At 71.6% G+C, this 24,197-nt stretch carries 23 protein-coding genes and 1 tRNA gene; 8 read left to right on the top strand and 16 right to left on the bottom strand.

Features of this window, described 5'->3' with window-relative positions; all coding sequences use genetic code 11:
• Positions 1–73: 73 nt before the first annotated feature.
• The 5 genes from AB0M63_RS34325 to ehuB form a co-directional block, all read right to left on the bottom strand.
• Entirely contained in the window at positions 74–832 is a 759-nt protein-coding gene (locus AB0M63_RS34325) for an IclR family transcriptional regulator C-terminal domain-containing protein (protein ID WP_355913466.1), read from the bottom strand.
• 220 nt (positions 833–1,052) lie between these two features.
• Entirely contained in the window at positions 1,053–1,829 is a 777-nt protein-coding gene (ehuA, locus tag AB0M63_RS34320) for an ectoine/hydroxyectoine ABC transporter ATP-binding protein EhuA (protein WP_355913469.1), read from the bottom strand.
• A 10-nt stretch (positions 1,830–1,839) separates the two neighbouring features.
• Positions 1,840–2,490 carry an ectoine/hydroxyectoine ABC transporter permease subunit EhuD gene (gene ehuD / locus AB0M63_RS34315; RefSeq protein WP_355913471.1) on the bottom strand — a complete coding sequence of 217 codons (651 nt, stop codon included), beginning with the start codon at positions 2,488–2,490 and terminating at the stop codon, positions 1,840–1,842.
• Positions 2,487–3,206 (bottom strand): ectoine/hydroxyectoine ABC transporter permease subunit EhuC, encoded by a 720-nt coding sequence (gene ehuC / locus AB0M63_RS34310; RefSeq protein ID WP_355913474.1) that lies wholly within the window; start codon positions 3,204–3,206, stop codon positions 2,487–2,489. The genes ehuD and ehuC overlap by 4 nt, the downstream gene beginning before the upstream one ends.
• Complete coding sequence (gene ehuB / locus AB0M63_RS34305) at positions 3,203–4,123, bottom strand: ectoine/hydroxyectoine ABC transporter substrate-binding protein EhuB (RefSeq protein ID WP_366022087.1); 921 nt, start codon at positions 4,121–4,123, stop codon at positions 3,203–3,205. Before ehuB ends, ehuC begins: the two co-directional genes overlap by 4 nt.
• Positions 4,124–4,170: 47 nt before the next feature.
• Between ehuB and AB0M63_RS34300 the strand changes: the two genes are divergently transcribed.
• The gene (locus AB0M63_RS34300) at positions 4,171–4,665 is read left to right on the top strand and encodes a DUF3830 family protein (RefSeq protein WP_366022086.1); all 495 of its coding nucleotides are present in this window, start codon (positions 4,171–4,173) and stop codon (positions 4,663–4,665) included.
• Here the strand turns inward: AB0M63_RS34300 and AB0M63_RS34295 are convergent.
• Both AB0M63_RS34295 and AB0M63_RS34290 read right to left on the bottom strand, forming a co-directional pair.
• Complete coding sequence (locus AB0M63_RS34295) at positions 4,646–6,028, bottom strand: amidase (RefSeq protein WP_366022085.1); 1,383 nt, start codon at positions 6,026–6,028, stop codon at positions 4,646–4,648. The two genes, AB0M63_RS34300 and AB0M63_RS34295, sit on opposite strands and share 20 nt — an antisense overlap.
• Positions 6,029–6,050: 22 nt before the next feature.
• On the bottom strand, positions 6,051–7,013 hold the full coding sequence (locus tag AB0M63_RS34290) for a D-2-hydroxyacid dehydrogenase (protein WP_366022084.1): 963 nt from the start codon (positions 7,011–7,013) through the stop codon (positions 6,051–6,053).
• 172 nt (positions 7,014–7,185) lie between these two features.
• Between AB0M63_RS34290 and AB0M63_RS34285 the strand changes: the two genes are divergently transcribed.
• From AB0M63_RS34285 to AB0M63_RS34275, 3 genes are all read left to right on the top strand, one after another.
• Positions 7,186–7,971, top strand: a complete 786-nt coding sequence (locus AB0M63_RS34285) for an aspartate/glutamate racemase family protein (RefSeq protein ID WP_355913489.1) — start codon at positions 7,186–7,188, stop codon at positions 7,969–7,971.
• The gene (locus tag AB0M63_RS34280; protein WP_355913492.1) at positions 7,968–8,702 is read left to right on the top strand and encodes an aspartate/glutamate racemase family protein; all 735 of its coding nucleotides are present in this window, start codon (positions 7,968–7,970) and stop codon (positions 8,700–8,702) included. Before AB0M63_RS34285 ends, AB0M63_RS34280 begins: the two co-directional genes overlap by 4 nt.
• An 84-nt stretch (positions 8,703–8,786) precedes the next feature.
• Positions 8,787–9,905, top strand: coding sequence for an LLM class flavin-dependent oxidoreductase (locus tag AB0M63_RS34275; protein WP_366022083.1), 1,119 nt, complete (start codon positions 8,787–8,789; stop codon positions 9,903–9,905).
• Here the strand turns inward: AB0M63_RS34275 and AB0M63_RS34270 are convergent.
• Positions 9,896–11,722: an EAL domain-containing protein gene (locus AB0M63_RS34270; protein WP_366022082.1), complete on the bottom strand. Its 1,827-nt coding sequence runs from the start codon at positions 11,720–11,722 to the stop codon at positions 9,896–9,898. The two genes, AB0M63_RS34275 and AB0M63_RS34270, sit on opposite strands and share 10 nt — an antisense overlap.
• A gap of 375 nt (positions 11,723–12,097) precedes the next feature.
• Here AB0M63_RS34270 and AB0M63_RS34265 point away from each other — a divergent pair, with 375 nt between their 5' ends.
• Positions 12,098–13,414 (top strand): M6 family metalloprotease domain-containing protein, encoded by a 1,317-nt coding sequence (locus tag AB0M63_RS34265; RefSeq protein ID WP_366022081.1) that lies wholly within the window; start codon positions 12,098–12,100, stop codon positions 13,412–13,414.
• A gap of 47 nt (positions 13,415–13,461) precedes the next feature.
• On the opposite strand, the gene AB0M63_RS34260 is transcribed toward AB0M63_RS34265, so the two are convergent.
• The 7 genes from AB0M63_RS34260 to AB0M63_RS34230 form a co-directional block, all read right to left on the bottom strand.
• Positions 13,462–13,535, bottom strand: a tRNA-Lys gene (locus AB0M63_RS34260).
• A complete protein-coding gene (locus AB0M63_RS34255; protein WP_366022080.1) occupies positions 13,526–14,140 on the bottom strand; it encodes a bifunctional DNA primase/polymerase in 615 nt (204 codons plus the stop codon). Before AB0M63_RS34255 ends, AB0M63_RS34260 begins: the two co-directional genes overlap by 10 nt.
• 134 nt (positions 14,141–14,274) lie before the next feature.
• Complete coding sequence (locus AB0M63_RS34250; protein ID WP_355913507.1) at positions 14,275–14,646, bottom strand: hypothetical protein; 372 nt, start codon at positions 14,644–14,646, stop codon at positions 14,275–14,277.
• Positions 14,647–14,986: 340 nt separating this feature from the next.
• Entirely contained in the window at positions 14,987–16,327 is a 1,341-nt protein-coding gene (locus AB0M63_RS34245; RefSeq protein ID WP_366022079.1) for an AAA domain-containing protein, read from the bottom strand.
• Positions 16,324–17,919 carry a hypothetical protein gene (locus tag AB0M63_RS34240; protein ID WP_366022078.1) on the bottom strand — a complete coding sequence of 532 codons (1,596 nt, stop codon included), beginning with the start codon at positions 17,917–17,919 and terminating at the stop codon, positions 16,324–16,326. The genes AB0M63_RS34245 and AB0M63_RS34240 overlap by 4 nt, the downstream gene beginning before the upstream one ends.
• The gene (locus AB0M63_RS34235; RefSeq protein WP_355913573.1) at positions 17,910–19,055 is read right to left on the bottom strand and encodes a hypothetical protein; all 1,146 of its coding nucleotides are present in this window, start codon (positions 19,053–19,055) and stop codon (positions 17,910–17,912) included. Before AB0M63_RS34235 ends, AB0M63_RS34240 begins: the two co-directional genes overlap by 10 nt.
• Positions 19,006–19,959, bottom strand: a complete 954-nt coding sequence (locus AB0M63_RS34230) for a phosphatase PAP2 family protein (protein ID WP_355913513.1) — start codon at positions 19,957–19,959, stop codon at positions 19,006–19,008. The genes AB0M63_RS34235 and AB0M63_RS34230 overlap by 50 nt, the downstream gene beginning before the upstream one ends.
• Before the next feature lie 219 nt (positions 19,960–20,178).
• On the opposite strand from AB0M63_RS34230, the gene AB0M63_RS34225 reads away from it, so the two are divergent.
• Positions 20,179–20,775: a histidine phosphatase family protein gene (locus AB0M63_RS34225; protein ID WP_355913516.1), complete on the top strand. Its 597-nt coding sequence runs from the start codon at positions 20,179–20,181 to the stop codon at positions 20,773–20,775.
• 16 nt (positions 20,776–20,791) lie between these two features.
• On the opposite strand, the gene AB0M63_RS34220 is transcribed toward AB0M63_RS34225, so the two are convergent.
• A complete protein-coding gene (locus AB0M63_RS34220; RefSeq protein ID WP_366022077.1) occupies positions 20,792–22,264 on the bottom strand; it encodes a hypothetical protein in 1,473 nt (490 codons plus the stop codon).
• Between the two features lie 272 nt (positions 22,265–22,536).
• On the opposite strand from AB0M63_RS34220, the gene AB0M63_RS34215 reads away from it, so the two are divergent.
• Together AB0M63_RS34215 and AB0M63_RS34210 are read left to right on the top strand one after the other, a co-directional pair.
• Positions 22,537–22,971 (top strand): hypothetical protein, encoded by a 435-nt coding sequence (locus AB0M63_RS34215; RefSeq protein WP_355913522.1) that lies wholly within the window; start codon positions 22,537–22,539, stop codon positions 22,969–22,971.
• Positions 22,972–23,322: 351 nt separating this feature from the next.
• On the top strand, positions 23,323–24,192 hold the full coding sequence (locus AB0M63_RS34210) for a fused MFS/spermidine synthase (protein WP_355913525.1): 870 nt from the start codon (positions 23,323–23,325) through the stop codon (positions 24,190–24,192).
• Positions 24,193–24,197: the final 5 nt, after the last annotated feature.

Below are 24,197 nucleotides of genomic sequence, written 5' to 3'. Positions count from 1 at the left end.
CCGCTGGATCTGTGTCTCGCGGAGGGCGACGAGAAAATACTACCTGGTCCGGAGGGGTGCTTCGAACCAGCCGCTAGATGGCCAGGGAGAGAAGGAGAGGTCCCGCTCCGCGGTTCAGGGTGTCCGCCGCGTGGCGCAGGCGGTGGGCGTGTTCGATCGGGAGGGAGAGGGCCAGGCAGCCCACCGAGGAACCGGCGGTGATCGGGACGGCCGCGCAGACCGTGCCGACCGCGTACTCCTGGAGGTCGAGGTGGGGGATCGTCGGCGGCTGGGTCTCCAGGCGGGAGAGCAGCAGCTTGTCGCTGGTGATGGTGCGCGAGGTGAGGCGGGCCATCTTGTGGCGTGAGAGGTGGTCGCGCCGGCCGTTGTGGTCGAGCTGGCCCAGCAGGCTCTTGCCGAGCGCGGTGGCGTGCGCGGAGACGCGGAAGTCGACCCACTCGTTGACCGCGGGGGTGGTGGGGCCCGCCGCGTACTGGGTGATCGTGACCTCGCCGTCGACGTACCGGCTGACGTAGACCGCCGCGCCCAGGGAGTCGCGCAGCCGGTCGAGGGTCCGCTGGATCTGCTCGCGCACCGCCTGGTCCCGGCCGGCCGCGGAGCCGAGCCGGTTCAGGGCCTCGCCGGTGACGTAGGCGCCGTCGGTGAGCTGCTCGACGTAGCCCTCGCGGCGCAGCATCCGCAGCAGTGCGGTCAGACGCGCGGTGCCGACGCCGGTGAGGCGGGCGAGTTCGGTGTCGGTGACGCCGGCGGAGTGGGCTGACACTGTCTCCAGGACGCGCAGCGCGTCCTGGGCCGAATGGTGGGGAGCGGTCGGCTCGTGCATCAGCGCCACGGTGTTTCTCCCTGCGCTCGCTTTGTGGGCCGTGATACCGGACAGCGAATCCTCTCCACGATAGCCGTCAAACGGCCGATGTGGAGCGGCTGTTGGCGAGATTATGGCTCTCCTGATGCCCTCCCAACTGGGGCGCAAGCCGTTTGGCATATGCCGACGGAATGCCACGTGGCGTAGACCTTGGGTGTTCGAGAGTTCACTTGCCGTAGTTGAATAAATGTCAAAGAATCGCGCCGAGGAATTCCCGGGTCCGCTGATGTTCCGGATCGCCGAAGATCCGCTCCGGCGGCCCCGATTCGATGACCTTTCCCGAGTCGAACATCAGGACCTGGTCCGAGATGTCCCGGGCGAAATTCATCTCGTGGGTCACACAGAGCATGGTGATGTCGGTGGTGCGGGCGATGTCCCGCAGCACGTCGAGCACGCCCGCGACCAGCTCGGGGTCCAGCGCCGAGGTCACCTCGTCAAGGAGCAGCACCTGCGGCCGCATCGCCAGCGCCCGCGCGATCGCGACGCGCTGCTGCTGGCCGCCGGAGAGCTGGGTCGGGCGGGCGCCGGCCTTGTCGGAGAGGCCGACCAGTTCGAGCAGTTCCAGGGCGCGGGCCTCCGCCTCGTCCTTGGGCATGCCGAGGACGGTGACCGGTGCCTCGGTGATGTTGCGCAGCACGGTCATGTTCGGGAACAGGTTGAACTGCTGGAACACCATCCCGATCTTCTTGCGGATCTCGCGGACCTGCTTCTCGGGCGCGGGGAAGAGCCGCTCCCCGCCGACGGTGATCGTCCCCTCGTCCGGCTTAGTCAGGGTCATCAGCAGCCGCAGGATCGTGGTCTTGCCGGACCCGGAGGGGCCGATCAGGGTGACGTGCTTGCCGGACTCCACGGAGAAGTCGAGGCTGTCGAGCACGGTGTTGGACCCGAACCGCTTGGTGACGTGGTCCAGGCGGATCAGCTCGCTGCCGTCCACCGGCGGGTTGGCGTTGGCGTCGGGATCTTTCATCAGGGGCGTGTCAGCGGACAAGGCGTCGCTCCAGGGCTCGGATCAGCAGGGAGGCGGGATAGGAGATGAGGATGAAGGCCACGCCGATCACGGTGATCGGCTCCGTGAACTGGAAGTGCTGCTGAGAGAAGAGCCGCGCCTGCCCCAGCATCTCCAGCACGGTGATCGCCATCAGGATCGGAGTGTCCTTGAGCATCGCGATCACGTAGTTGCCGAGGGCCGGGATCACCCGGCGGACAGCCTGCGGCAGGATCACCGCCGTCCAGGTCCGGCGGACGGGCAGGTTCAGCGCGGTCGCCGCCTCCCACTGGCCGACGGGCACCGCCTCGATACCGGCGCGGTAGACCTGCATCGTGTACGTCGAGTAGTGCAGCCCGATCGCGAAGACGCCGGTGGTCAGCGCGGAGAAGGTCAGCCCCCACTCCGGCAGCACGTAGAACAGGAAGAACAGCTGCACCAGCAGCGGGGTGTCCCGGACGAACTCGGTGACGACCCCGACCGGCCAGCGCACCCAGCGCGTCGGCGTCCGCATCAGCAGCGCCCACACCAGCCCCAGCCCGAACGAGATCAGCGACCCGAGGAGCAGCGCCTGCACGGTGACCCCGAGGCCGTCCCAGAAGTACGGCATGAAGTCGCTCACGGCGTTCCAGTCCCACTTCATGCGACCCCGCCTCCGATACCCGTGGTCTCGGGGCGCCTCAGCTCACGCGCTGCGAACCCGCCTCCGGTGTCCTTGCCGATCCCGGCCTTCAGCTTCTTCTCCAGTCCGCGCATCAGCCGGGTGAGCGTGAAGGCGATCACGAAGTAGATCAGCAGGACGTACGTGTAGATCTCCGCGCTCTGCTGCAGCGCGAGCCGCACCAGGTTGGCGCTGAAGGTCAGATCGCCCATGCCCATGATCGAGACCAGCGCGGTGCCCTTGAGCAGTTCGATCAGCAGGTTGCAGAAGGTGGGGATCATCTCCGGCACCGCCTGCGGCAGCAGGATCAGCCGCATCCGCTGCCAGGGCGTGAAGCTCAGCGCCACCCCGCCCTCCTGCTGCGCCGGGTCGACCGCGTTCAGCGCCCCGCGCACGATCTCCGTGCCGTACGCCCCGTACGTCAGCCCGAGCGCGAGCGTGCCCGCCCACAACGGGACCAGCTGCCAGCCGAAGGCGACCGGTAGCACGAAGTACACCCAGAAGATCATGACGAGGGCGGAGGTGCCGCGGAACACCTCGGTGTAGAAACCGGCGAGGAAGCGCACGATCCACAGCCGGTGGGTGCGGGCGATACCGACGACGAACGACACGGCGGTCGCCAACAGCGCGCTGAAGACGAGGAGTTGGACGGTGGTCCAGATCCCCTTGAGGACGAGTTCCCAGAGTCCGGAGGTCATCCGCCGCCACAGAGCTCCTTCGCGGTCAGGGTCGTCATCTCGTCCTTGGTGAACCCGAAGGGCCGCAGGATGCGGAGCAGTTCGCCGCTCTTCTTGAGCTTGTGCAGTTCGACGTTGAAGGCGTCGCGCAACTTGGTCTCGGTCGGCCGGAACGCGAACGCGCCTCCGTCGATGTGCGGTTTCCCGTCGACGAGGGGCGCGAAGGGCGTGGTGGCCTCCGCCTTGCTCGACGTCTTCACGACCGCGCGCGTGGTGACCGCCGTACCGGCGAAGACGTCGACGCGCCCGGCCTCCACCGCGTTCAGCCCCGCGACCTGGTCCGGGACGATCAGGATGTCGCTCTGCTTGTACCCGGCGTCGACGGCGTACTGGATCTCGGCGTACCCGGTCCCGGTGGCGAACTTCGCCTTCTTGGCGACGACGTCCTTGTAGTTGTGGAGCCCTTTCGGGTTGCCCTTGCGGACGACGAAGGAGTCGAGCATCTGGTAGTCCGGGTCGGCGAAGATGACCTGCGCACAGCGGTCCGGGTTCACGTACATCCCGGCGGCCACGACGTCGAACTGCTGGGAGTTCAGCCCCGGTATGAGCGAGCCGAACTCGGTGGGCACGGGCTGCACCTTGTCGACGCCCAGCCGCTTGAAGATCGCCTTCGCCAACTCCGGTGCCTCACCGGTCAGCTGGCCGTCCTTGTCGATGTATCCGAACGGGATCTCGCCCGCTATCCCCAGCCGTACGACGCCCTGCGCCTTCAGCCGTTCGAGCAGGTCACCGCCGCTCGTGGTCGACGCGGTGGCCACACGGCTGCAGCCCGCCGCGCCCAGCGCACCGGCCGCCGCCGCCCCGGCGAGCAGCGCCCGGCGGGTGGGACCCGGCGTGTGACCGGATGTGTGTCTGTCGTTCCCAATTGGTGGAGCCATGGGCGCGCAGCTACCCGAGCGCGCCAGGGTTATGCACCCTGGATCACATGACGGATCACTTCATCGAGGTCTCGCTCGTCAAGAGGAACGTCCACTGCACCGCGAAACTGCTGGTAGAGCGCGCGCCGGTGACCTGCGCGGCGATCTGGGACGCCCTGCCGCTCGCCGGTGACGTCTACCACGCCAAATACGCCCGCAACGAGATCTACGCCCTTTTCCCGCCATTCGCGGAAACGGAACCCCCGCTGGAAAACCCCACGGTCACCCCTATTCCGGGCGACCTGTGCTATTTCGCCTTCGCCGGTACGGAACTGGGCACCAAGGCCTACGGCTACGACCGCGAGGTCCGCGCCGGCGCCACGGTCGTGGACCTGGCCCTGTTCTACGAACGCAACAACCTGCTGCTCAACGGCGATGTGGGCTGGGTGCCCGGCATCGTCTGGGGCCAGGTGACCGAGGGCCTGGAGGAGATGGCGGAGGCCTGCAACGACCTGTGGCGGGCGGGGGCGGCGGGGGAGACGCTCAGCTTCCGGCGGGCGTGAACAACGTATGAGCGGCCCGCAGCACCAGATCGTCCCGGTGCCGGGCCCCCACGATCTGCAAGCCGATCGGCAGCCCGTCCCCGTCGTTCCCCACGGGGACGGTGGCGGCGGGCTGTTGGGTCAGGTTGAAGGGGTACGTGAACGGCGTCCAGCCCGTCCAGCGGCGGTACCCGGAACCCTTCGGGACCTCGACTCCCGCCTCGAACGCGGTGATCGGGAGGGTGGGCGTGACGAGCAGGTCGTAGCGCTCGTGGAACAGGCCCATACGGCGGCCGAGTTCCATCCGGACGTCCACCGCCGCCAGATAGTCCAGCGCCGTCAGGGCCGACCCCGTCGCGCGGATCTCCCGGAGTCCCGGGTCGAGCAACTCCCGCTGCTGTGGCGCGAGTTTCTGGGTCACGCGGGCCGCCCCGCTGAACCACAGGGCGTGGAAGGCGTCCACCGGGTCCGTGAAGTCGGGGTCGGTCTCCTCGACGTAGGCGCCGAGTGAGGCCAGCCGCTCCACGCCCCGCCGTACCGCCGCCGCGACCGCCGGACGGACCGCGACCTGACCGCCGAGGGAGGGGGAGTACGCGATGCGCAAACCCCGTACCCCATCCGCGAGTTGGGCGGTGAAGGAGCCTGAGTGCCGGTCCAGCGCGGACCAGTCGCGGGCGTCCGGTACACCGATCACGTCCAGCATCAGCGCCGCGTCCGCCGCGTCCCTGGTCATCGGGCCGACGTGCGACAGCGTGCCGAACGCGCTCGCCGGATACAGCGGCACCCTGCCGTACGTCGGCTTCAGTCCGAAGATCCCGCAGAAGGACGCGGGGATACGGACACTGCCGCCGCCGTCGGTGCCCAGCGACAACGGACCCGCGCCCAGCGCTACGGCCGCCGCGCTGCCGCCGCTCGAACCGCCGGCCGTGCGGGACGGGTCGTGCGGGTTGCGGGTGATGCCGGTCAGCGGGGAGTCCGTCACGCCCTTCCAGCCGAACTCCGGGGTCGTGGTCTTGCCGAGGAACACCGCGCCGTGCTCGCGCAGCCGCGCCACCGAGGGCGCGTCCTCGTCCCAACTGCCCTGCTCCGCAATGGTCCTGGAGCCACGAAGGGTCGGGGCGCCGCGCTGGAGCAGGATGTCCTTGACCGTGACCGGCACCCCGTCCAGCAGCCCGGCCGGCTCCCCGCGCCGCCAGCGCTCCGCCGCCTTTGCCGCCCGCGCCAACGCGCCCTCCGCGTCGAGCCGTACGAACGCGTTCACGGCGGGCTGTATCTCCTCCGCCCGATCCAGGGTCGCGCGGGTCGCCTCCACGGGACTGAACTCCCGCCTGCGGTAGCCGTCCAGGAGTTCCACGGCGGTCAGCTCGGTGAGTTCGGTCGTCATCCGGCCCTCCAGGCTTGGGAGTTCAGTGCCCTGGTACGTACCCACGCTTCTTGTCGACCACGTTCGGCAGCGGCTTGCCCGCCTCCCATCTCTCGTACGCCGCCACGAACTGCGTACCGAGTTCGTCCCGCCAGCCGATCGTGTCGCCGCTCATGTGCGGGGAGACGATCAGCCCCGGGACCTGCCACAACGGGCTGTCCGGGGTGAGGGGTTCGGCCTCGAAGACATCGAGCGCGGCGCCCGCGATCCAGTGCTTGGTGAGTGCCTCCGCGAGCGCGTCCTCGACGACGAGCTGACCCCGGCCCACGTTGATGAACCGCGCCGAGGGCTGCATACAGCCGAAGCGGCGGGCGTCGAACATGCCGTGCGTCTCGTCGGTGAGCGGTGCCGCCGCGACCACCCAGTCGGCGCGCGCCATCAGCCGGTCGAGTTCGCCGGGGCCGTGGATACCGGTGCGCGGGGTGCGGCCGACGAGCGCGCACGTCACGCCAAGTGCCTTGAGGGTACGGACGATCGCCCGCCCGATCGGCCCGGAGCCGACCACGCAGGCGCGGGTTCCGGCCACCCGCTGTGCCTCGCGGTGGAGCCAGGTCCGCTCCCGCTGGAGGTCCAGCGTCCTCGGCAGATCCTTCGCCATCGCGAGGACGAGCGCGGCGACGTACTCGGCGATCGGCTGGTCGAAGACACCGCGCGCGTTCGTCACCACCGTCTCGGAGTCGGCGAGTTCGGGGCACATCAGATGGTCCACGCCCGCGCTCGCGGTGTGCACCCAGCGCGGTCGCGGACCCTCGCCCGGCCAGGCTGCGCGCACCGCGTGCGAGGTGAAGTCCCACACCAACAGGACGTCGGCGGACGGGAGTTGGGCCGCGAGCGTCGACTCGTCCGCGTGCCTGATCCGCACCCGCCCGGTGAGCTTTCCGAGGCGGGGAAGCGGGTCGGCGTCCAGGACGAGAAGGGTGGGCGGGGCGCTGGGCGGTGCGGTCATGCGGAGCCGGCTCTCGCGGGAGGCAACACGGGCAGCAACACGGAAACAACAGGATCGGCGACTGTCTGACATGCGCGGATTGACCACGCTCGCACTCGAATCTACCTTCGTCAACACGGACGCCCGCACGGACCGTTGTCACCCCGTTTCTCTTGGTGAGGCCGGTGTTGCCATGCACGTTTCCTTTCTGGGCGGACCCCGCCCGCAGCGCGGTGTCGGTGTCGTCGCCCCCTTCGACTTCGCGCTGGACCGCGAGTTGTGGCGCTGGGTCCCCGACGACATCTCGCTGCACCTCACGCGGACGCCGTTCGTGCCCGTCGAGGTGAGCCTCGACCTGGCCCGGCTGGTCAGCGAGCACGAGACCCTGCACGACGCGGTCCGCACACTGAACGCGATCGCCCCCGAGGTCGTCGCGTACGCCTGCACCTCCGGGAGCTTCGTCGGCGGGCTCGCCGGGGAGCGCGCGATGTGCGAGGCGATGACCCGGGCCGGCGAGGTGCCGTCCCTGACCACCTCGGGCGCCCTGCTGGATGCCCTCACCGAACTGGGCGCCCGCCGGATCGCCCTGGTCACGCCGTACACGGTCTCCGTCACCCAGTCCCTGGAGGAGTACCTCGCCGAGGCCGGCGTCCAGGTCACCGGGCGTGCCTTCATGGGCCTGACCCGGCACATCTGGAAGGTGCCGTACCGGGACGTCGTCGACATGGCCCACCAGGCCGTCCGGGGCGCCGCCGACGCGCTCTTCATCAGCTGCACCAACCTCCCGACGTACGACGTGATCCCCCAACTGGAGGCGGAACTGCGTATACCGGTCGTGTCGGCCAACCAGGTCACGATGTGGGCAGCGCTGCGCAGGCTGGGTACGCGTGCGGTGGGCCCCTATCAGGCGCTGCTGGACGAGTCGGCGCGCCACCGGGGGCCGGTACTGCCGGAAGAACACCAGGAAGGCTGGTCATGACCGCACTCGGATTCCTCTACCCGGGCCACTCCGCCGAGGACGACTACCCGCGCATCGAGCAGCTCCTCGGCAGCGACGTCCGCCTCGACCTCGTCCACACGGACATCGGAGAGGACGCGCACCGCGTCGACGCCCTGCGCGAGATGGGCTCCCCCGACCGGCTCACGGCAGGCGTCGAGCAACTGCGCATGTCGGGCGCCGAGGCGGTCGTCTGGGCGTGCACCAGCGGCAGCTTCGTCTACGGCTGGGAGGGCGCCCACGACCAGGTGCGCGGCCTGGCCCGGGCGGCGGGCCTCCCGGCCTCCTCGACGTCCTTCGCCTTCGTCTACGCGGCGAAGGAGCTGGGGGTGCGACGGGTGGCCGTAGGCGCGACGTACCCGGACGACGTGGCGGCACTCTTCGCCGACTTCCTCCGCGCCGGCGGACTGGAACCGACCGAGGTCCGCGCCTCCGGCATCATCACCGCCGCCGAGGTCGGCACCTGGGGCCGCGACGAGGTCCTCGCCCTGGCCCGCGCCGCCGACACCCCGGACGCCGAGGCGATCCTCCTCCCCGACACGGCCCTGCACACGGCCGGCCACCTCACAGACCTGGAGAAGGAACTGGGCAAGCCGGTCCTCACCGCCAACCAGGTCACGGTCTGGGAGGCCCTGCGTCTGGCGGACCGCAGGGTCAACGCGCCGGAACTGGGGGCGCTGTTCACGAGGGAGCCGATCGTGCAGGTGGGCTGAGGCGCTCCCCGGGGAATAAAGCGGAGACAGCCTCCTGTTAGCCCCGGCAGGAATCCGCACAGTTCACAACAGGAGGCACCCACCGTGGCGGCAGACGACGAGGTCCGGAGCGCGACCGACGAGATCCGGGGTACGGCGCAGGGCACCGCCCCCGTCCCCCTCTCCGTACTGGACCTGGTGACCGTCGGCGCCGGCCGCACCGCCACGGACGCGCTGCGGACCAGCGTGCGGATCGCCCGGCTCGCCGAGTCGCGCGGCTTCCACCGCTACTGGGTCGCCGAGCACCACTCGATGCCGGGCGTCGCCTCCTCCTCGCCCGCCGTGATCCTGGCCCACCTCGCCGCCCACACGGACCGCATCCGGCTGGGCTCCGGCGGGGTCATGCTCCCGAACCACGCGCCCCTCGTCATCGCGGAGCAGTTCGGCACCCTGGAGGCGCTGGCCCCGAACCGTGTCGACCTCGGCCTCGGCCGCGCCCCCGGCACCGACGGCGCCACCGCCGCCGCCCTGCGCCGCACCGACCGCCTGGGCGAGGGCGCCGACGATTTCCCCGAGCAGCTCGCCGAACTGACCCGCTTCCTGGACGACGACTTCCCCGACGGCCACCCCTACGCCCGTATCCACGCGGTCCCCGGCCCGATCCAGTCGACCTCGCCCGGCGGGGTCCAGTCCCCGCACCGCCCCCCGGTCTGGCTCCTTGGCTCCTCCGGCTTCAGCGCCCGCCTGGCCGGCATGCTCGGCCTGCCCTTCGCCTTCGCCCACCACTTCTCCGCGCAGAACACCGTCCCGGCGCTCGACCTCTACCGCGAGTCCTTCCGGCCGAGCGCGGTGCTCGACGCGCCGTACGCCCTGATCGGTGTCTCCGCCCTCGCCACCGAGGACGAGAAGGAGGCCCGCCGCCAGGTGCTGGCCGCCGCCCTCAACATGGTCCGGCTGCGCACCGGCCGCCCCGGACTCGTGCCCACCCCCGAAGAGGCCGAGGCGTACGAATTCAGCCCCATGGAGCGGGAGTTCATCACCTCCTGGAACGCCAACGTCATCCACGGCACCCCCGACGAGGTCCGCGCCGGCCTCGACGACCTCCAGAAACGCACGGGCGCCGACGAGTTGATGCTCACCTCCCACGCCCACAACCCGGACCTGCGGGTGCGCTCGTACGAACTGATCGCCGATGCCTACAAGTTGACGGCCGATCAGGCCTGAGGGCATGCCTTCGGGCCGAGCAGTTCGGAGATACGATCCGGCGCCACCGGACGGGAGTACAGCCACCCCTGTCCGGTGTCGCAGCCGATCCGGCGCAGCCGGGAGGCCTGTGACGAGGTCTCCACGCACTCGGCGGTCACCGACAGGCCCAGCCGGTGGGCGAGTTGGATCATCGCCTCGACGATGACCTCGTCGGCCGGGTTCGGCGGGACGCCTTCTCCCTCGTACTGGAAGCCCCGGACGAAGGAGCCGTCCAGCTTCAGGACGGAGACTGGCAGCCGGCTGAGGTAGGCCAGGTTCGAGTAGCCGGTGCCGAAGTCGTCGATGGCGATGTGCACACCCATGTCGCTGAGCGCCTGGAGGGTCTGCAACGGCCGGCCCGCCGATCCCATCACCGCGGATTCCGTCAGCTCCAACTGGAGCAGATGCGGGGCGAGTCCGGTCTCGGCCAGCGTCTGGGCCACATCCGCGACCAGGTCCGAGTCCCACACCTGACGTACGGCCACGTTGACGCTCACGAAGATCGGCGGCTCGTCCGGGTGGTCGAGCTGCCAACGGCGGGCCTGGCGACAGGCGGTGACCAGCACCCAGCGGCCGAGCTGCACGATCGAGCCGTCCTCCTCGGCCAGTCCGATGAACCGATTCGGCGTCAGCATGCCGAACTGCGGGTGGTTCCAGCGAACCAACGCCTCGACCCCGCGCAGCCGTCCGTTCTCCATCCCCACCAACGGCTGGTACTCCAGGGTGAATTCACCGCGCTCGATGGCCGGGCGGAGGGTGGAGGCCAGTGCCTGGCGGGTCATGCGGTGTGCGTTGCGCTCCGGATCGAACAGTGTCCAGCGGGACTTGCCGTCGGCCTTCGCCCAGTACAGCGTGGTGTCGGCGGCCTGCATCAGACCGGTGGCCGTCGTACCGGCGGCCTGCCGCTCGACCACACCGATCGACGCCGACAGCGACAGCCGCTGCCCGGACAGGTCGAAGGGCGCCTGCAGGGCCTTCAGCACCGACTCGGCGAGATCGGCCAGTTGATCCGTGCCGGTCGAGTCCTCGACCAGCAGCGCGAACTCGTCACCGCCCAGCCGCGCCACCAGCGGAGAGGTCGCCCGTGAGTAACCCGCCTCGTCCGCGCACCGCGTCAGCCGATCCGCCACGGCGGCCAGCAGCCGGTCTCCGACCCGGTGGCCGAGCGTGTCGTTGACCGCCTTGAAGCCGTCCAGGTCCAGATAGCACAGGCCGATCCGCCCGGTGCCGCCCTGCTCGTACGACTCCGCCTCCAGCGCGGCCGAGAGCCGCTCGAAGAACAGGGTGCGGTTGGGCAGCCGGGTCACCGGGTCGTGCATCTCCAAGTGCCGTAGCCGCGCCTGGAGTTCACGGCGGGCGCTGATGTCGGTGAGTGACAGCAGCACCCCGTGCTCCGCGGCCGCCAGCGGCGCCACGGCCACCTGCACCCACAGGGAGTGCCCGTCGGGGTGCTTGACCCGGCGGGTGCAGCTCAGCTTCGCCTGCCGGCCGCGCAGCACCTCGCAATAGGCGTGCCAGGTGCGCGCGTCCGACCTCAGGTCCACCAGATCGGCCGCGACCAGCCCGGCGAGCGCGGCACCGCCCTTGCCGAGCAGCGCGCCGAAGGTGTCGTTCGCGCTGACGACCTGGCCGTCCCGGTCCACGACGGCCATCGCGAGGGGGGACACGGAGAAGGCGGAGCCGAGCCGGCCGCCCTCGGGGCACTCGGTACGAGGCGATGCCTCGTCGCTACTCTCTGTGACGGCCGGCCGGATGAGGTCTGCCGCGGGCACCGGTCCTTCGGACGTTCCGCTCACCGCTCGCTCCCGCAGTGCACTCGATCTTCGGATGGGTCTCGTCGGGATGGCCGACCGGGTGGGGGGCCGCCGTGCCGTGTCCGTGCAGGAAAGTGTGCCGATCATAGAGGTTGGCCCCCGGCCCTTCCAGCCACTGTCCAGTGTCCCGGAACAACGGCCCGTTCTGGCAGATCGATTCCGCCCGCACCTGGACGGGTTCTTCAAATGGCCGATCACATGTGACGTTCCGTGAGTGTTTCCGGATGTCGGCCCGGGCGTGTCCCGGCCGTCCCGGACCGCCCCCTCACTCATCTGGTGCAGATAAACAGGGCGTACCCCAACAAACCATCACAGGCTGGGTGTCGGTGTCCCGCGAACCGCTCCCGGAGGTCCAACGTGCCGTGTCAGCTCCCCCTCAAGGGGCTCTCCCGTACGGCGCTCAAGGGGCTCGCCCAGTGGCGGTCGCGACCCGGACTGCGCGGCACCGCGGCCGTGTTCACCACGATGTCCGCGCTCGCCGCGACCTCGATCATGTCCAGCCAGTCGGTCGCCGAGCCCTTCTCGGCCACCCCCTGCGCCCTCAAGCGCACCGACGCCCACCACTCGGAGGGCCTGGACACCTGGAACGCCGCCTACCCGCGCCCCGCCCGCTCGCTCGACGCGGTGATGATCTTCCTCTCCTTCCCCGACGCGACCCCGCGCACCACCCCCGCCGAGCTCGCCGCCGACCACTTCCCGGCCACCACCCGCTTCTACGAACGTGCCTCCTATGGCAGGTTCACCCTGCGCCCGCATCCGCTGCGGAACTGGATCCGCATGCCGCACTCGTCGACCTCGTACGCCATACAGCGCGACTGGAACCCGGTGAACCGGGCCGCCTATCTCCGCGACGCGCTCGCCGCCTCCGACCCGCAGGTCGACTTCTCGCGCTACGACATCGTCTACTTCGTGGCCGATCCGGACGCGCCCGGTGTGGACTCGGACGCGACGAAGGTCGTCAACCTGGACACCCCGCTGCGGGCCGACGGCACGGACGTCCGACGGGTCGTCACGGTGTTCGAGAAGCACCCGCCGGACCGGCTCGTCCTCGCCCACGAGACGGGCCATGTCTTCGACCTGCCCGACCTCTACCACCGGCCGGTCGACGGCAAGGGCGACTGGGACACCTATGTCGGCGACTGGGATCTGATGGGCAGTCAATTCGGCCTCGCGCCCGACCTGTTCGCCTGGCACAAGTGGAAGCTCGGCTGGCTGGATCCGCGCCAGGTGAAGTGCGTACGGGGCACCGGGCCGACCCGGCTGACCCTGGAACCCCTGGACGCCGGGCCCGGGGTGGCGGGCTCGGCGGGATCGCCGGCGTTCGGGCTCGGCCTCGGGGTCAAGCTGGCTGTGGTGCGCACCGGGACCGACAGCGCGCTGGCCTTCGAGGCGCGCGGCTCCCTCGGCAACGACAGCACGGCCTGCAAGCAGGGCGTCCTCGTGTACCGGGTGCGCAGCGGCGCGGCCTCCGGGGGCGGCCCGATGCAGGTCGTCGACGCCCACCCGCACACAGAGGCCTGCTGGGAGACCTCGGTCTACCCCCCGCTCGCCGACGCCCCGGTCTCCCTCGGCGAGCACTTCACGGTGCCCGGCGACAACGTACGGGTGGATGTGGAGGGACGGACGGCTTCGGGGGCCTGGACGGTGAGCATCACGCCGGGGGAGCCGGGCTGAGGCACACGTCAAAGGGCCCCTCGCTCTCACGAGGGGCCCTTCACAGGTGCGCCGCCAGGGACTCGAACCCCGGACCCGCTGATTAAGAGTCAGCTGCTCTAACCAACTGAGCTAGCGGCGCCTGCTGACGTCGTAGACCTTAGCATCCTGATCCGGAGGAGGAAAAATCGATATCCGCACGGCGGTCCGGGCCGCGCGTACGGCCGCCCAGAGCAGGATTTCGGCGCCGGGGAGCCAGGGCCGGCGGGTGTCCGGGGCGACCAGCCAGCGGGAGCCGGACGGGCTCGGTGCGCCCGCGCCGGCCAGGGCCGGGACGGTCACCGCGTCGCCCTTGCCGTGACACAGCAGGGGCGGGATCGACCCCGTACGACCGCGCTCGCCGGTTCGCGCGCCCCACTCTTCCCAGCCCAGCAGTGAGGGCAGCCGCTGGGCCGTGCCGGGGGTGGCGAAAAGGAGCATCCGTCCCCGGTAGGTCGCGACGGGCCCGGAGCCGGGGCCCTCGTCCCATAAGCGGTCGACCATACGGCGGCCGAAGATCGCCGGTGCGTTCACCACGTCGAAGGCGGTGCCGCAGGGCAGCACGACCGGGGCGTCCGGCCGTTCCCGCCAGTGGGCGAGGGTGCTGCGCGGATACGTTTCGGCCGAGGCGAGCCAGGCGGCACCGTCCGAGGTGACGCCCGAGATGTCGAAGCGGTCGGCGAAGGGCTCATCCTGTGGGCTGCTCATGTCGTACAGGTCTACCGACCGTGAGCGCCCGATCCCCGAGGGTTGCCCGAAATCGGGACAGGAGGGGTCGGGTGGGAGTATCTTGCCCGACCGGCATATGCCAAAGGTGCTTTCGCCCCCTGGGCCACACGGGGTCACACGGGGTCGACGGCCCCGCTGTCCCGGCCCTCGGTGCCGCGCAGCAGATCCCGGCCGAACTCGACCATCTTCTTCGCGTAGTCCTCGGTCCACTCGGCCCGCTCGGCGATGTCCGCCGGCGTCAGCCGGTCGAACCGGCGCGGATCGGCGAGCTGCGCCGCCGCGATCGCCTGGAACTCCACCGCACGGTCGGTCGCGGCACGGAACGCGTGCGTCAGCTCCGTCGCACGGGCCAGCAGCGCGCGCGGGTCGTCCATCGACTCCAGGTCGAAGAAGTGCTCCGGGTCCTCGGCCGCCTGCGCGGGCTCGAAGAGCAGGGGCGCGGGGCGTAGCCGCGATTTGTTGCGACGCGGCGTGTGCTCCGCCATGTCTTCTCCTCCTCGTACGTACGTCATGGATGACCCGCCTCGGGAGCCGGACCACCGTCCATTGTCCCCCGCCCACGCAAGAGGCCCCAGGCATACCCCCGGGGCACGGGATCCACCACCGTGAAAGGGGCTGCCCAGCCACCGGTCGCGCTATTCATCACCGGCGCCCCGGACCTCTCATGGTCTCCACACCACCCGGTGCTCCGCCAGGTGCGCCAGCACAGCGTGGTTCGCCTCCCACCCATCAGGCTGTTTCCATTGGCCGCCTCCGGCGGCGTGCCGGACTCCGTCCGGCGGGGAGGCGGCCCAGTGCTCGTCGGCCGGGTGCCGGAGCGCCGGTTCATGGTCTCCACACCACCCGGTGCTCCGCCAGGTGCGCCAGCACAGCATGGTTCGCCTCCCACCCGTCAGGAAACTTCACCGTCACCCCCAGCTGCACCGGCTCCGTCGACGGGTGGTCGTCCAGGAGGTCGGTGACGCCCGCCCGGCAGATCACGATGCAGGCGTGGCGGTGGCGGGAGGCGAGGACGCAGAGGCGGCCCGTCTCCAGGTGGAAGGCGGTGGCGTCGGGGCGGCCGGAGAGGGGGTGGAGGACCACTGTGACGTCGAACTCCCGGCCCTGGAGCCGGTTCGCCGTGTCCACGGTGACGTCCGTGACACCCAGCTCGGCGAGCGCCGCGCGGACCGCCGCCGCCTGGTCGCGGTGCGCGGTGCCGACCGCGATGCGATCGGCGGTCAGGGGGGTGGGGTCGGGGGAGCGCTCGGAGGTGGCCGCGCCGCCCCGGTCGAGCAGGCGTCGTACGACCGTCGCCACCGCCCGCACCGCCTCCGGGTCCGTGCGCGGGGTGTGGCGGGCGGGGAGTTCCAGCAGGCCCCAGCCCGACTCGGCGGCCTCGTCGATCACCCGGTCCGGGCCCGAACCGTCCGACGGGACACCGAAGCCCAGCCGCCGGTCGCCGTGGTCGGTGCCGCTGCGGAAGCGGGTGTACGGGTAGAAGGCGTTCGAGACCAGCGGGGCCGCCGATGCCGGGAGCCGCCAGGACACCGGCAGGCGGTGCTGCGGGAGTTCCGGGTTGTGTGCGAGCAGGGTCGTCACGGCGGAGGCCGAGGGGTCGTACGACAGGCCCGCCCACTGCTCCGCGCCGACGATCGCGAACGGGTCCAACTGCCCCGGGTCGCCCACGAACAGCGCCCGCTCGAACAGCCCGGCCACGGCCAGCAGTGAGTCCGAGCGCATCTGGTACGCCTCGTCGACGATCGCGTGCCGCCACGGCTCGTCCACCGTGACATGCGCCCACTTCGCCGCCGTGGAGATGACGACCGGGAGCCCGGCCAGCTCACCGGCCTTCGCCGACTTCCGTACGTTCGGCAGGTCGTCCAGCGCCTTGTCGTACGGGTCCGCGTCGCTGCTGTGCAGCCGGCCCACGGGCAGCTCGCCGTTCTTCTCGGCGAGCCGGACGACGAGGTCGTCGACCTGCGCGTTGGTCTGCGCGACCACCATCAACGGGCGCCCCGCGTCGGCCAGTTCGAGCGCGGCGCGGACCACGAGGGTGGACTTGCCGGCGCCGGGCGGGGAGTCGACGACGACCCCGCGTGCCGTGCTGTGCAGGGTGTCGCGGAGGATCGCGTCGGTGGCGCGGCCGGCCTCGGCACCCGGGTCGAACACGGTGTCCGCGGTCACAGCACGTCCTCCTCGGTCACCGGGTCGGCGGACTCGCGCACGGGCTCCTCGCCCGGCGGCCCGCCGTGCGTCCACGGTGTCTGCTCCTGGTCGGGCAGCTTCGCGCCGCCCCGCTGCTCGTGCTCGAAGAGCGTGAAGCAGATCCGGTCGCCCTTCTCGGGCACCGAGCCGGTCTCCGGCTCCTTCCCGCGGCCCATCTTGTCGACGACCCGGAGGATGACGAGTGCGCCGTCTTCCTCGTGCCCCACGAACTCCGCAGACTGCGGCTTCCCGCCGAGCGACCGGAACACCTTCACCCGCTCCCCGAGATGCGGCCGGTCGTCCGTCCGCACGGTCACCAGCGGGCGCGGGCGGGGGCTCTTGCCCTCGCTGTACGCCATGACGACATCCGTGACCTCGCCCGCGAACGCCTCCCCGGCGAGCCGCCGTCCGGCCATCACCAGCGGGTCGTCCAGGGCCTCCTGGGCATCCAGACGGGCCTGTTCCCGCTCGCGCGTGGCGAGCTTGTTGGCGGCGGTGACCGCGTCGTCGCGGCGCGGCTGCGGGGGCTCACCGGCCACGATCCGGTCCCGGTGGCCGGTGAACGACCAGCGGTCGCGGGTCCACCGGTCGACGGCGTGCGCGCCCTCCGGCAGCGCCCGCAGCAGGTCGAGTCCGTGCCACACCGCGTCCCAGGTGGGGCGGGTGCGGCTCTCCACGAGGGCCCTGATCTCCCGCTCGGCGGCGGTGAGTTCACCGAGCCGGTCGTCGGCCTCCAGGCCGTCCTCGGCGGCGGCGAGGGCGGTGCGGGCACGGTCGTAGCGCTCGATGGCGGGGGCGAGCAGCTTGTTGTCGAACGCCGGGTCGGTGGCCGGGCCCGCGGGCGGGCAGATCAACTGGCCCTGCGCGTCCCGCCGTAGCTCCGCGTCGAGCGCGGCCTCGGCGCCGGATACCCCGCCCGGCGGGTCGATCCAGGCGAGCAGCGCGCCCAGGTGCTGGTCCTCCAGGCTGGACTGCCCGGTGGCCCAGTGCCGGCCGAGCACCTCGGTGAGCGCCAGCAGCAGGGCGGAGCCGGGCACCCGGGCCCGCTCCCCGTAGTGCGTCAGCCAGCGGCCGAGGAGTGGTACGCGGGGCGGCGCGGGGTGCGGGGTCTCCGGGTCCTGCTCGGCCGTACGGCGAAACCGCATCGACCGGCCGAGCAGTCGGACCAGCTCGATGCCCGGGCGGCTCGGCACGATCAACTGCGGGGCGTCCGCGCACAGTTCGACCTCGACCTTGACGCGTTTGCCGGTCTCCGGGTCGGTCTCGCTGCGCTCGGCGGCCTCCACGTCGTCGGCGAACGTGTCGATGTACGGCAGGACCACGTCCGCGAGTTCGGCCAGGAACGTGAACCTGAGGTCGCGGTCGCGCGGCTGCGGTACGACGAGCAGCCGCGGGGCGTCCCGGTCCGTGCCGACGAGCGCGCCGAGGGGCGCCCCGGCCTCACCGGCGGTGGTGAGCGGCACGAGGACGAGGGGGCGCTCGGAGAGGTGCCGGTGCCGGACGGTGGCGGCGGGCTGGGCGCGGCCGGTGCGAACGGCCTCCAGCCGGGCGAGAGTTGAGATCAGTGACATGCGGCACCCTCCGGGTCGGGCGCCGGCACGAACGCCAGCGCCTCGGCCCGCAGCTCCGCCGCCCTGCGCAGCGCGGCCACCGCCGGGTCGTCCGGGTCGCCCGCCTCGCCGTGGGCCGCCGCCAGGACCTCGTCGACCGTCGTCAGGTCGCCCAGCTCGGCGCGCAGGGAGCGGCCGAGGGCGGTGACCGCGCCGGACGCGCGGGAGTGGTCGCGGCAGTGGAAGGCCAGCTCGCAGGCGGCCAGGCACTCCGGTGCGTAGGTCGCCGGGACCGACTCGACCGAGGCCGTCAGCTCGGCGACCGGGCGGTCCGGGGCGAAACAGGTGCCCTCGGGGAGCGCGTCGGCGATGTCCTCGATGCGCGTGAGCCGGGCCAACTGGCGGCCGGTGACCGCGCGTTGCTTGCGGACGTCGACGGCGGACGCGGTCGGCAGGTTGGAGAAGTCCTTCGGGCACACCAGGAGGACGCGATGGCGGACGCGGGGAGCCGGCTCCAGGCGGGCGGCGACCTCCTCCAGGGCCAGTACGTACACCGCCGACTGGCGGGCCGCCGCGCCGACCTTGGCCGGGTCCGCCGAACCGTCCAGCATCGGGAAGGACTTGATCTCCACGACCGTCCAACTGCCGTCCGGGTGCACGACGACCGCGTCCGGCTCCAGGAAGGCCGGGGAGCCCGCCACGTCCAGGGCGAGCATGGGGTGGTCCAGCAAGGTCCAGGCGGCGGCCTCGGTGGCCTCGCGCAGCGCGAGCGCCGTACGCGCCGCCCGCCCCTCGGGGCCGATCGCCGCCAGCTCGGGCACCCGCGCGCGGGTCGGCGGCTCGGCGCCCGGGTCCAGCTTCTCGTGCACCAGCCGCAGCAGCTCCGCGCCGCCGTCCGCCTTGACCCGGGCCTCGAAGGCGTTGCCCCGCATAAAGGCGAACTGGGACTGCCCGAAGGCGGACGGCGAGCCGAGCGCGTCGGCCAGCACCGCCTTGTTCACCCCCGCGCCGTCCAGGATCGCCCGCCGCTTGCAGCCCGGGTTCGCGGCCAGCGCCGCGAGGGCTCGCGCGTCCAGCGCCTTGGCCGGGACGTCCGGACCGCGCAGCTCAGCGAGCCGGTGCCGGAGCGCCGTCCCCCGCGTCCGTGGGGGAGGCACCCGGCTCGGCTCCGGTACCGAGCTGCGACTCGCGCTGCCGTGGAATTCGCTCACCCGCCGAAGTCTGGCATCCGCCACTGACAATTGAGGTCCCTGCGCCACGAGAGCGGGCTGCGACGAGTGAACCGCGCCCCTCGAACTGCGCCCGGATCCGGTCCGCGACCTTCATCACCCGCGGTGCCAGCAGGAATCCGAGCCCCATCACGACCACGCCCGCGACCGCGTCGAGGAGATAGTGGTTCGCCGTGCCCATGACGACGATCGCGGTCAGCAGCGGATAGACGACCCCGATCACCTTCGTGAGCCGCGTCCCGCCGTGCCGCCACAGCATCACACCGCACCACAGCGCCCACCCGCAGTGCAGGCTCGGCATCGCCGCGTACTGGTTCGTCATGCCGCCCAGGCCGCGCGGCGCGCTGGCGTCGCCGCCCCACCAGCCGTACGAGCTGTACTTGGCCATGGTGTCCACGAAGCCGTAGTCCGGGGAGAGCAGTCGGGGCGGGCAGGTCGGGAGCAGGGTGAAGCCGATCAGGCCGATGAAGGTGGACGTCATCAGCCAGGTGCGGGCCGCGCGGTAGACCTGGGCGCGGGAGCGGAACAGCCAGATCAGGATCGCCGGCGTGATCAGGTAGTGCAGCGACGCGTACCAGAAGTCGGCCGGTACGCCGATCCAGGACTCGCGTGTGAACAGGCGGTTGAGCGGGTGCTCGGCGTTGATGTGCAGGTACTTCTCGACGCGCAGGATCGACAGACCGTGGTCGACGGCGCTCGCCGTGTCGCCCCTGGCCAGCAGCCGTCCCGCCGAGTACGAGGCGTACACCATGAGGATCAGCGGCAGCTCGGTCCACCAGCGCAGCCGGGTTCGGCGATCCGCCTCGATGCCTGGTGTCTCGGTCTGCGGCATCCGATCGCCCTCCCCCTTCTGTTCTGGTGCGGTGCCCTGGTGATCCGGCTGCCCGGTTGGTCGGTCTGGACACTTTACGGCGTATGAGCGCGCCCGTTTCGGGCGCCCCGGACCTCAAAGACGCAGAGATCGCCCGCCGGGTTGCCCTTCCGAAGGGTGCGCGATGATGGAGTGGTCCGCATCTCAGTTCTCCAGGGAAGTCTCCCGGAAAGGTCCTTCATGGCACCGCGCATCCTGCTGGCCCGGCACGGACAGACGGAATGGTCGCTGTCCGGGAAGCACACCGGCAGGACCGACGTCCCGCTCCTCGAAGAGGGCCGACGCGGCGCCAAGGTGCTCGGCGAACGACTGCACCGGACCCCCTTCGACGGCCTCCCCGGGGTGGAGGTGCGCACCAGCCCGCTGGCACGCGCGCGTGAGACCTGCGAACTCGCCGGCTTCGGCGAGCGCGCGACCCACTGGGACACCCTCATGGAGTGGGACTACGGCGCCTACGAGGGCCTGACCCCGGAGGAGATCCGCTCCGTACGGCCCGACTGGCTGATCTGGCGCGACGGCGTCCCCGAAGGGGAGACCCTCGCCGAGGTGACCGCCCGCGCGGACGAGGTCGTCGCCTGGGCGCGCGGCGCGGACCGGGACGTGCTGGTCTTCGCGCACGGCCACATCCTGCGCTCCATCGGCGCCCGCTGGCTGGGCCTGCCGATCGACTTCGCGGCCCGTATCCGCCTCAACCCGACCTCGCTGTCGGTGCTCGGCTGGGCCTACGGCGAACCGGCGATCGAGAGCTGGAACGACCTGGGGCACCTCGTCGCCTAGCAGCTCTACTGGCGAGCTAGGCCGCCGTACGAGGCACCCCGGAGTGCCGCTCCAGGAACGTCGACACCCCAGAAGCCCGCCGGTGCGGCAGCAGGACCCGGGCCGTGCTCGCCAGCATCGTCTGGATGCGGGACGACTGGACCAGGTCCAGGAGGTCCAGGACCCGCATCCCGGCCGTCGCCGCCTCGTCGGGACGGCCGCCGCGGGCCAGGTCGTCCGCGAGTTCGGCCGTGTAGAGGGCGATGTTCCGGGTGAAGTGCGGGTCCTGGAGTTGTGCCGCACGTCGAGCGTGGCGGGCCGCGCGCGGCCAGTCGCCCAGCGTCGACCAGCACTGCGCCTCAAGACCCTCCAGTTCGGCCTCTCCGTAGAAGCTCATCCACTCGGGATCGGCGTCCGAGTGGCCCCGCTCGTAGAGGGCCTGCGCCCGGGCCAGCGCCTGTTCGCAGCCGGTGCGGTCGGCGAGCCCCGCCCAGCCGCCCGCCTCGCGCAGCGCGAGCAGCGACATCAGCCGGGCGGAGCCCAGGGGGCGGGCGACGCGCTGCGCGGCCTGGGCGGCGCGCACCGCCTCGCGCGGGCGGCCCGTGTCCCGCGCCAGGAACGCCGTATTGCAGAAGGCGTGTGCCTCCAGGCCCGGGTCCCCGGTCACCCGGGCCGTGGCGAGCGCCTCCGCGTAGTGCGAGCGCGCGTCGTCGAAGCGACCGGAGTCGTGGGCCAGCCAGCCCACCGAGATGGCGAGTTCACCGGCGCCGGAGTGCAGCCGCTCGGCGACGGACTGCCGGGTGGTGCCCGCGTCGAGCAGGGCGTAGGCGGCGCGCAACGGGGCCGCCGCGCGCCGGTAGAGGCCGTCGGCGCCGTGCCGGTCGTCGAGCAGCCGGATTCTGCGGACGGCCTCTTCCAGGGCGCCCGCCTCGCTCGTACCGGGACGGCGGACGGAACACTCCGCCGCCACGGCATCGAAGGCGAGCCCCAGCGGGCCCAGAGTGCCGGCGGCCACCGTGACGGTGCCGCCCCTCATGAATGCGCGACGCAGCACGTCGCTCTCCTCGTGGTTCTCGTCGTTCTCGTGCGTGTCGTACGGGTCCTGCGGGTCATACGGCTCGTACACCCTCCCCGTCTCACCCACTCCGCCCGGTTCATGCGGGGTGCATGCCGGGCTCGCGGGGTGCACGGGGAGCGTGTCCTCGGCGGTGCGCGCTCCACGTCCGCGTACGGACGAGCGGGGCGCGAAGCCGAGGTCGGCGAGCGTGCGGCCGGGGAACATGTGCAGGAACACCCGTTCGTACGCGTAGTTGGGACAACGGATCTCACCCGCCTCGACGCGGCCCACGTAGCGCGCGTCGCAGCTCACCCGCTCGCCGATCTCACGCGCGGACCGGCGTACGGCCGCGGCGAACTCCGCCGGTGAGCGCTGTCCGCGCAGCCGCCGGAAGGCGAGATTGGGTCTCGGTGGTCGGGGGAACGGGGACGGGGTCACCATTGACGACGCCATGGCCGGGTCCTCTCGTGCGAACCGTCGAACCATGCCGGATTCAGGGTGACTTGTGTGAGTGACGCCCTGTTTCCAGCGGGCAAGAACGTACCTGCTGTGAACGACCCGCCACACAGGGTTTGGCTACAAACCGGATATCTCATCCGGGATCTGCCATGAACTGCCATCCTTTGCGGCTGACTTGTGCCGTAGCCGTTGACGCTTCGACGCGTTGAACTCCATGCGTCCGGGAGCCACCCGACTCCCGACCCGCTCGTCCAAGGAGGGGTTCCGTGGTGGAGACCGGGATGGAGACCAGTCAGAGCGTCGATCCTCGAATGCCGAGCGCCGAGTGCGGTGCGCCACCGGTCGCGGACCCCGCCTGCGACCTGGTGACGGTGCCGACGCGGCAGGGCCTGGAGGCCGTCGACATCCTGCGGCGCGGCGCCTGCGACGGGGTCGGCCCCGTCCTGCACGACGACGGCGGCGACACCCTCGGCTTCCTGGTACCGCCGGGCACCGCGGCCGCCTGGGACCTGCCGGGCAGCACCTGCACGGAGACCAACGGCAGGGGCCTGACCCTCGCCCCCGACCCCGAACCCCCGGTCGAGGGCTCCGACTGGCTGCTGCCCCCCGGCGAGGCCGACCTGGCGACCGACCCGGAGGTCCTGCGGGCCGCGCTGGGAGAGGCGGCCCGGCTGATCGAGGCGGCGGACGGCTGCCGGTGAGTTCCGCGGGGGTGCACGGACGGTCTTCAGGCGCCCCGGACTCGCAGGAGCCGTAGGGACGCGCCCTCGCACAGACGGCTCGTCATGCGGCGCGGAGGACGACCGCGATGGATGTCGGACGGACGTCCCGCGCCGACTTCCGGCCGAGAGTTCCGGCCGACGCCGTGCCGGCGTGGACAGCAGACGCCCGACGTGCGCTGTGCGGACGCCTGACAGGCCCAGCCTCGGACAGCCGGCGGCTCTGTCGACGTCGGGCGCTGCTCCGGCCGCCCGATGGACACGCTCCCGCCGCCCGCCCGGGACGCCCCGCCCGGGCGCGCCGTCCCGCCGAGGGCCCCCGATAATGACCCTATGGGAAAGTCCAGGACCCCCCGGCGCGGTGCCGGCACCGCCGAGGCCGTCGTCGAGGCCGTCGACGGCGGGCTCGCCGAGCTGATACCCGACCGGGACCGCGCGCGTGCCTGGACCCTGCTGATCGACGGGGCACCGCAGTCGTACGTCGATCTCGACGACCCGGCGTATCTGTCCTTCGAGTACCAGCGCCGCCTCGGGCACGTCATCGACCTCGTCGCACCGGCCGGCAAGCCGATCCAGGCGGTGCACCTCGGCGGTGGCGCCCTCACGCTCGCCCGGTACGTCGCCGCCACCCGCCCCCGATCCACCCAGCAGGTCGTCGAGTTCGACTCGGCGCTCGTCCAACTGGTCCGCCGTGAGCTGCCGTTGGACCCCAACGCGCGGATCCGGGTGCGCTCCATGGACGCCCGCGCGGGCCTCGCGAAGCTGCCCGAGGGCTGGGCGGACCTCGTGGTCGCGGATGTCTTCAGCGGCGCCCGGACGCCCGCCCATCTGACCTCCGTCGAGTTCCTCGACGAAGTACGCCGGGTACTGAGGCCCGGTGGGTTCTACGCCGCCAACCTCGCCGACGGACCCCCGCTCGCCCACCTGCGCGGCCAGATCGCCACCGTGGCCGCCAGGTTCACGGAACGCGCGCTGATCGCCGACCCGACGGTGCTGCGCGGCAAGCGGTTCGGCAACGCGGTGCTCGTCGCCTCCGACCACCCGCTGCCGCTCGCCGAACTCACCCGGCGCGCGGCCTCCGACCCGCACCCGGGCCGGCTCCAACACGGCCGGGAACTCACCGACTTCACGGGCGGCGCACTACCCGTGACGGACGCCGCGGCGGTCGCCTCACCGGCGCCGCCCCCGTCGGTGTTCCGCTAGCAGTT

The sequence above is a fragment of the Streptomyces sp. NPDC051576 genome, from assembly GCF_040681835.1.
GTDB lineage: Bacteria > Actinomycetota > Actinomycetes > Streptomycetales > Streptomycetaceae > Streptomyces.
The sequence above is the reverse complement of the archived record's forward strand: the minus strand, read 5'-3'. Positions and strand labels throughout refer to the sequence as shown.

Coding starts and splice junctions, on each gene's coding strand:
- AB0M63_RS34295 (WP_366022085.1), bottom strand. CDS start 6,028: ATGACGACCGAACTCACCGAGCTGACCGCCGTGGAACTCCTGGACGGC.
- AB0M63_RS34250 (WP_355913507.1), bottom strand. CDS start 14,646: ATGGCGGAGCACACGCCGCGTCGCAACAAATCGCGGCTACGCCCCGCG.
- AB0M63_RS34210 (WP_355913525.1), top strand. CDS start 23,323: ATGGGAAAGTCCAGGACCCCCCGGCGCGGTGCCGGCACCGCCGAGGCC.
- AB0M63_RS34300 (WP_366022086.1), top strand. CDS start 4,171: ATGACGGATCACTTCATCGAGGTCTCGCTCGTCAAGAGGAACGTCCAC.
- ehuC (WP_355913474.1), bottom strand. CDS start 3,206: ATGACCTCCGGACTCTGGGAACTCGTCCTCAAGGGGATCTGGACCACC.
- ehuB (WP_366022087.1), bottom strand. CDS start 4,123: ATGGCTCCACCAATTGGGAACGACAGACACACATCCGGTCACACGCCG.
- AB0M63_RS34280 (WP_355913492.1), top strand. CDS start 7,968: ATGACCGCACTCGGATTCCTCTACCCGGGCCACTCCGCCGAGGACGAC.
- AB0M63_RS34255 (WP_366022080.1), bottom strand. CDS start 14,140: ATGAGCAGCCCACAGGATGAGCCCTTCGCCGACCGCTTCGACATCTCG.
- AB0M63_RS34230 (WP_355913513.1), bottom strand. CDS start 19,959: ATGCCGCAGACCGAGACACCAGGCATCGAGGCGGATCGCCGAACCCGG.
- AB0M63_RS34240 (WP_366022078.1), bottom strand. CDS start 17,919: ATGTCACTGATCTCAACTCTCGCCCGGCTGGAGGCCGTTCGCACCGGC.
- ehuA (WP_355913469.1), bottom strand. CDS start 1,829: ATGAAAGATCCCGACGCCAACGCCAACCCGCCGGTGGACGGCAGCGAG.
- AB0M63_RS34290 (WP_366022084.1), bottom strand. CDS start 7,013: ATGACCGCACCGCCCAGCGCCCCGCCCACCCTTCTCGTCCTGGACGCC.
- AB0M63_RS34225 (WP_355913516.1), top strand. CDS start 20,179: ATGGCACCGCGCATCCTGCTGGCCCGGCACGGACAGACGGAATGGTCG.
- AB0M63_RS34285 (WP_355913489.1), top strand. CDS start 7,186: ATGCACGTTTCCTTTCTGGGCGGACCCCGCCCGCAGCGCGGTGTCGGT.
- AB0M63_RS34220 (WP_366022077.1), bottom strand. CDS start 22,264: ATGGCGTCGTCAATGGTGACCCCGTCCCCGTTCCCCCGACCACCGAGA.
- ehuD (WP_355913471.1), bottom strand. CDS start 2,490: ATGAAGTGGGACTGGAACGCCGTGAGCGACTTCATGCCGTACTTCTGG.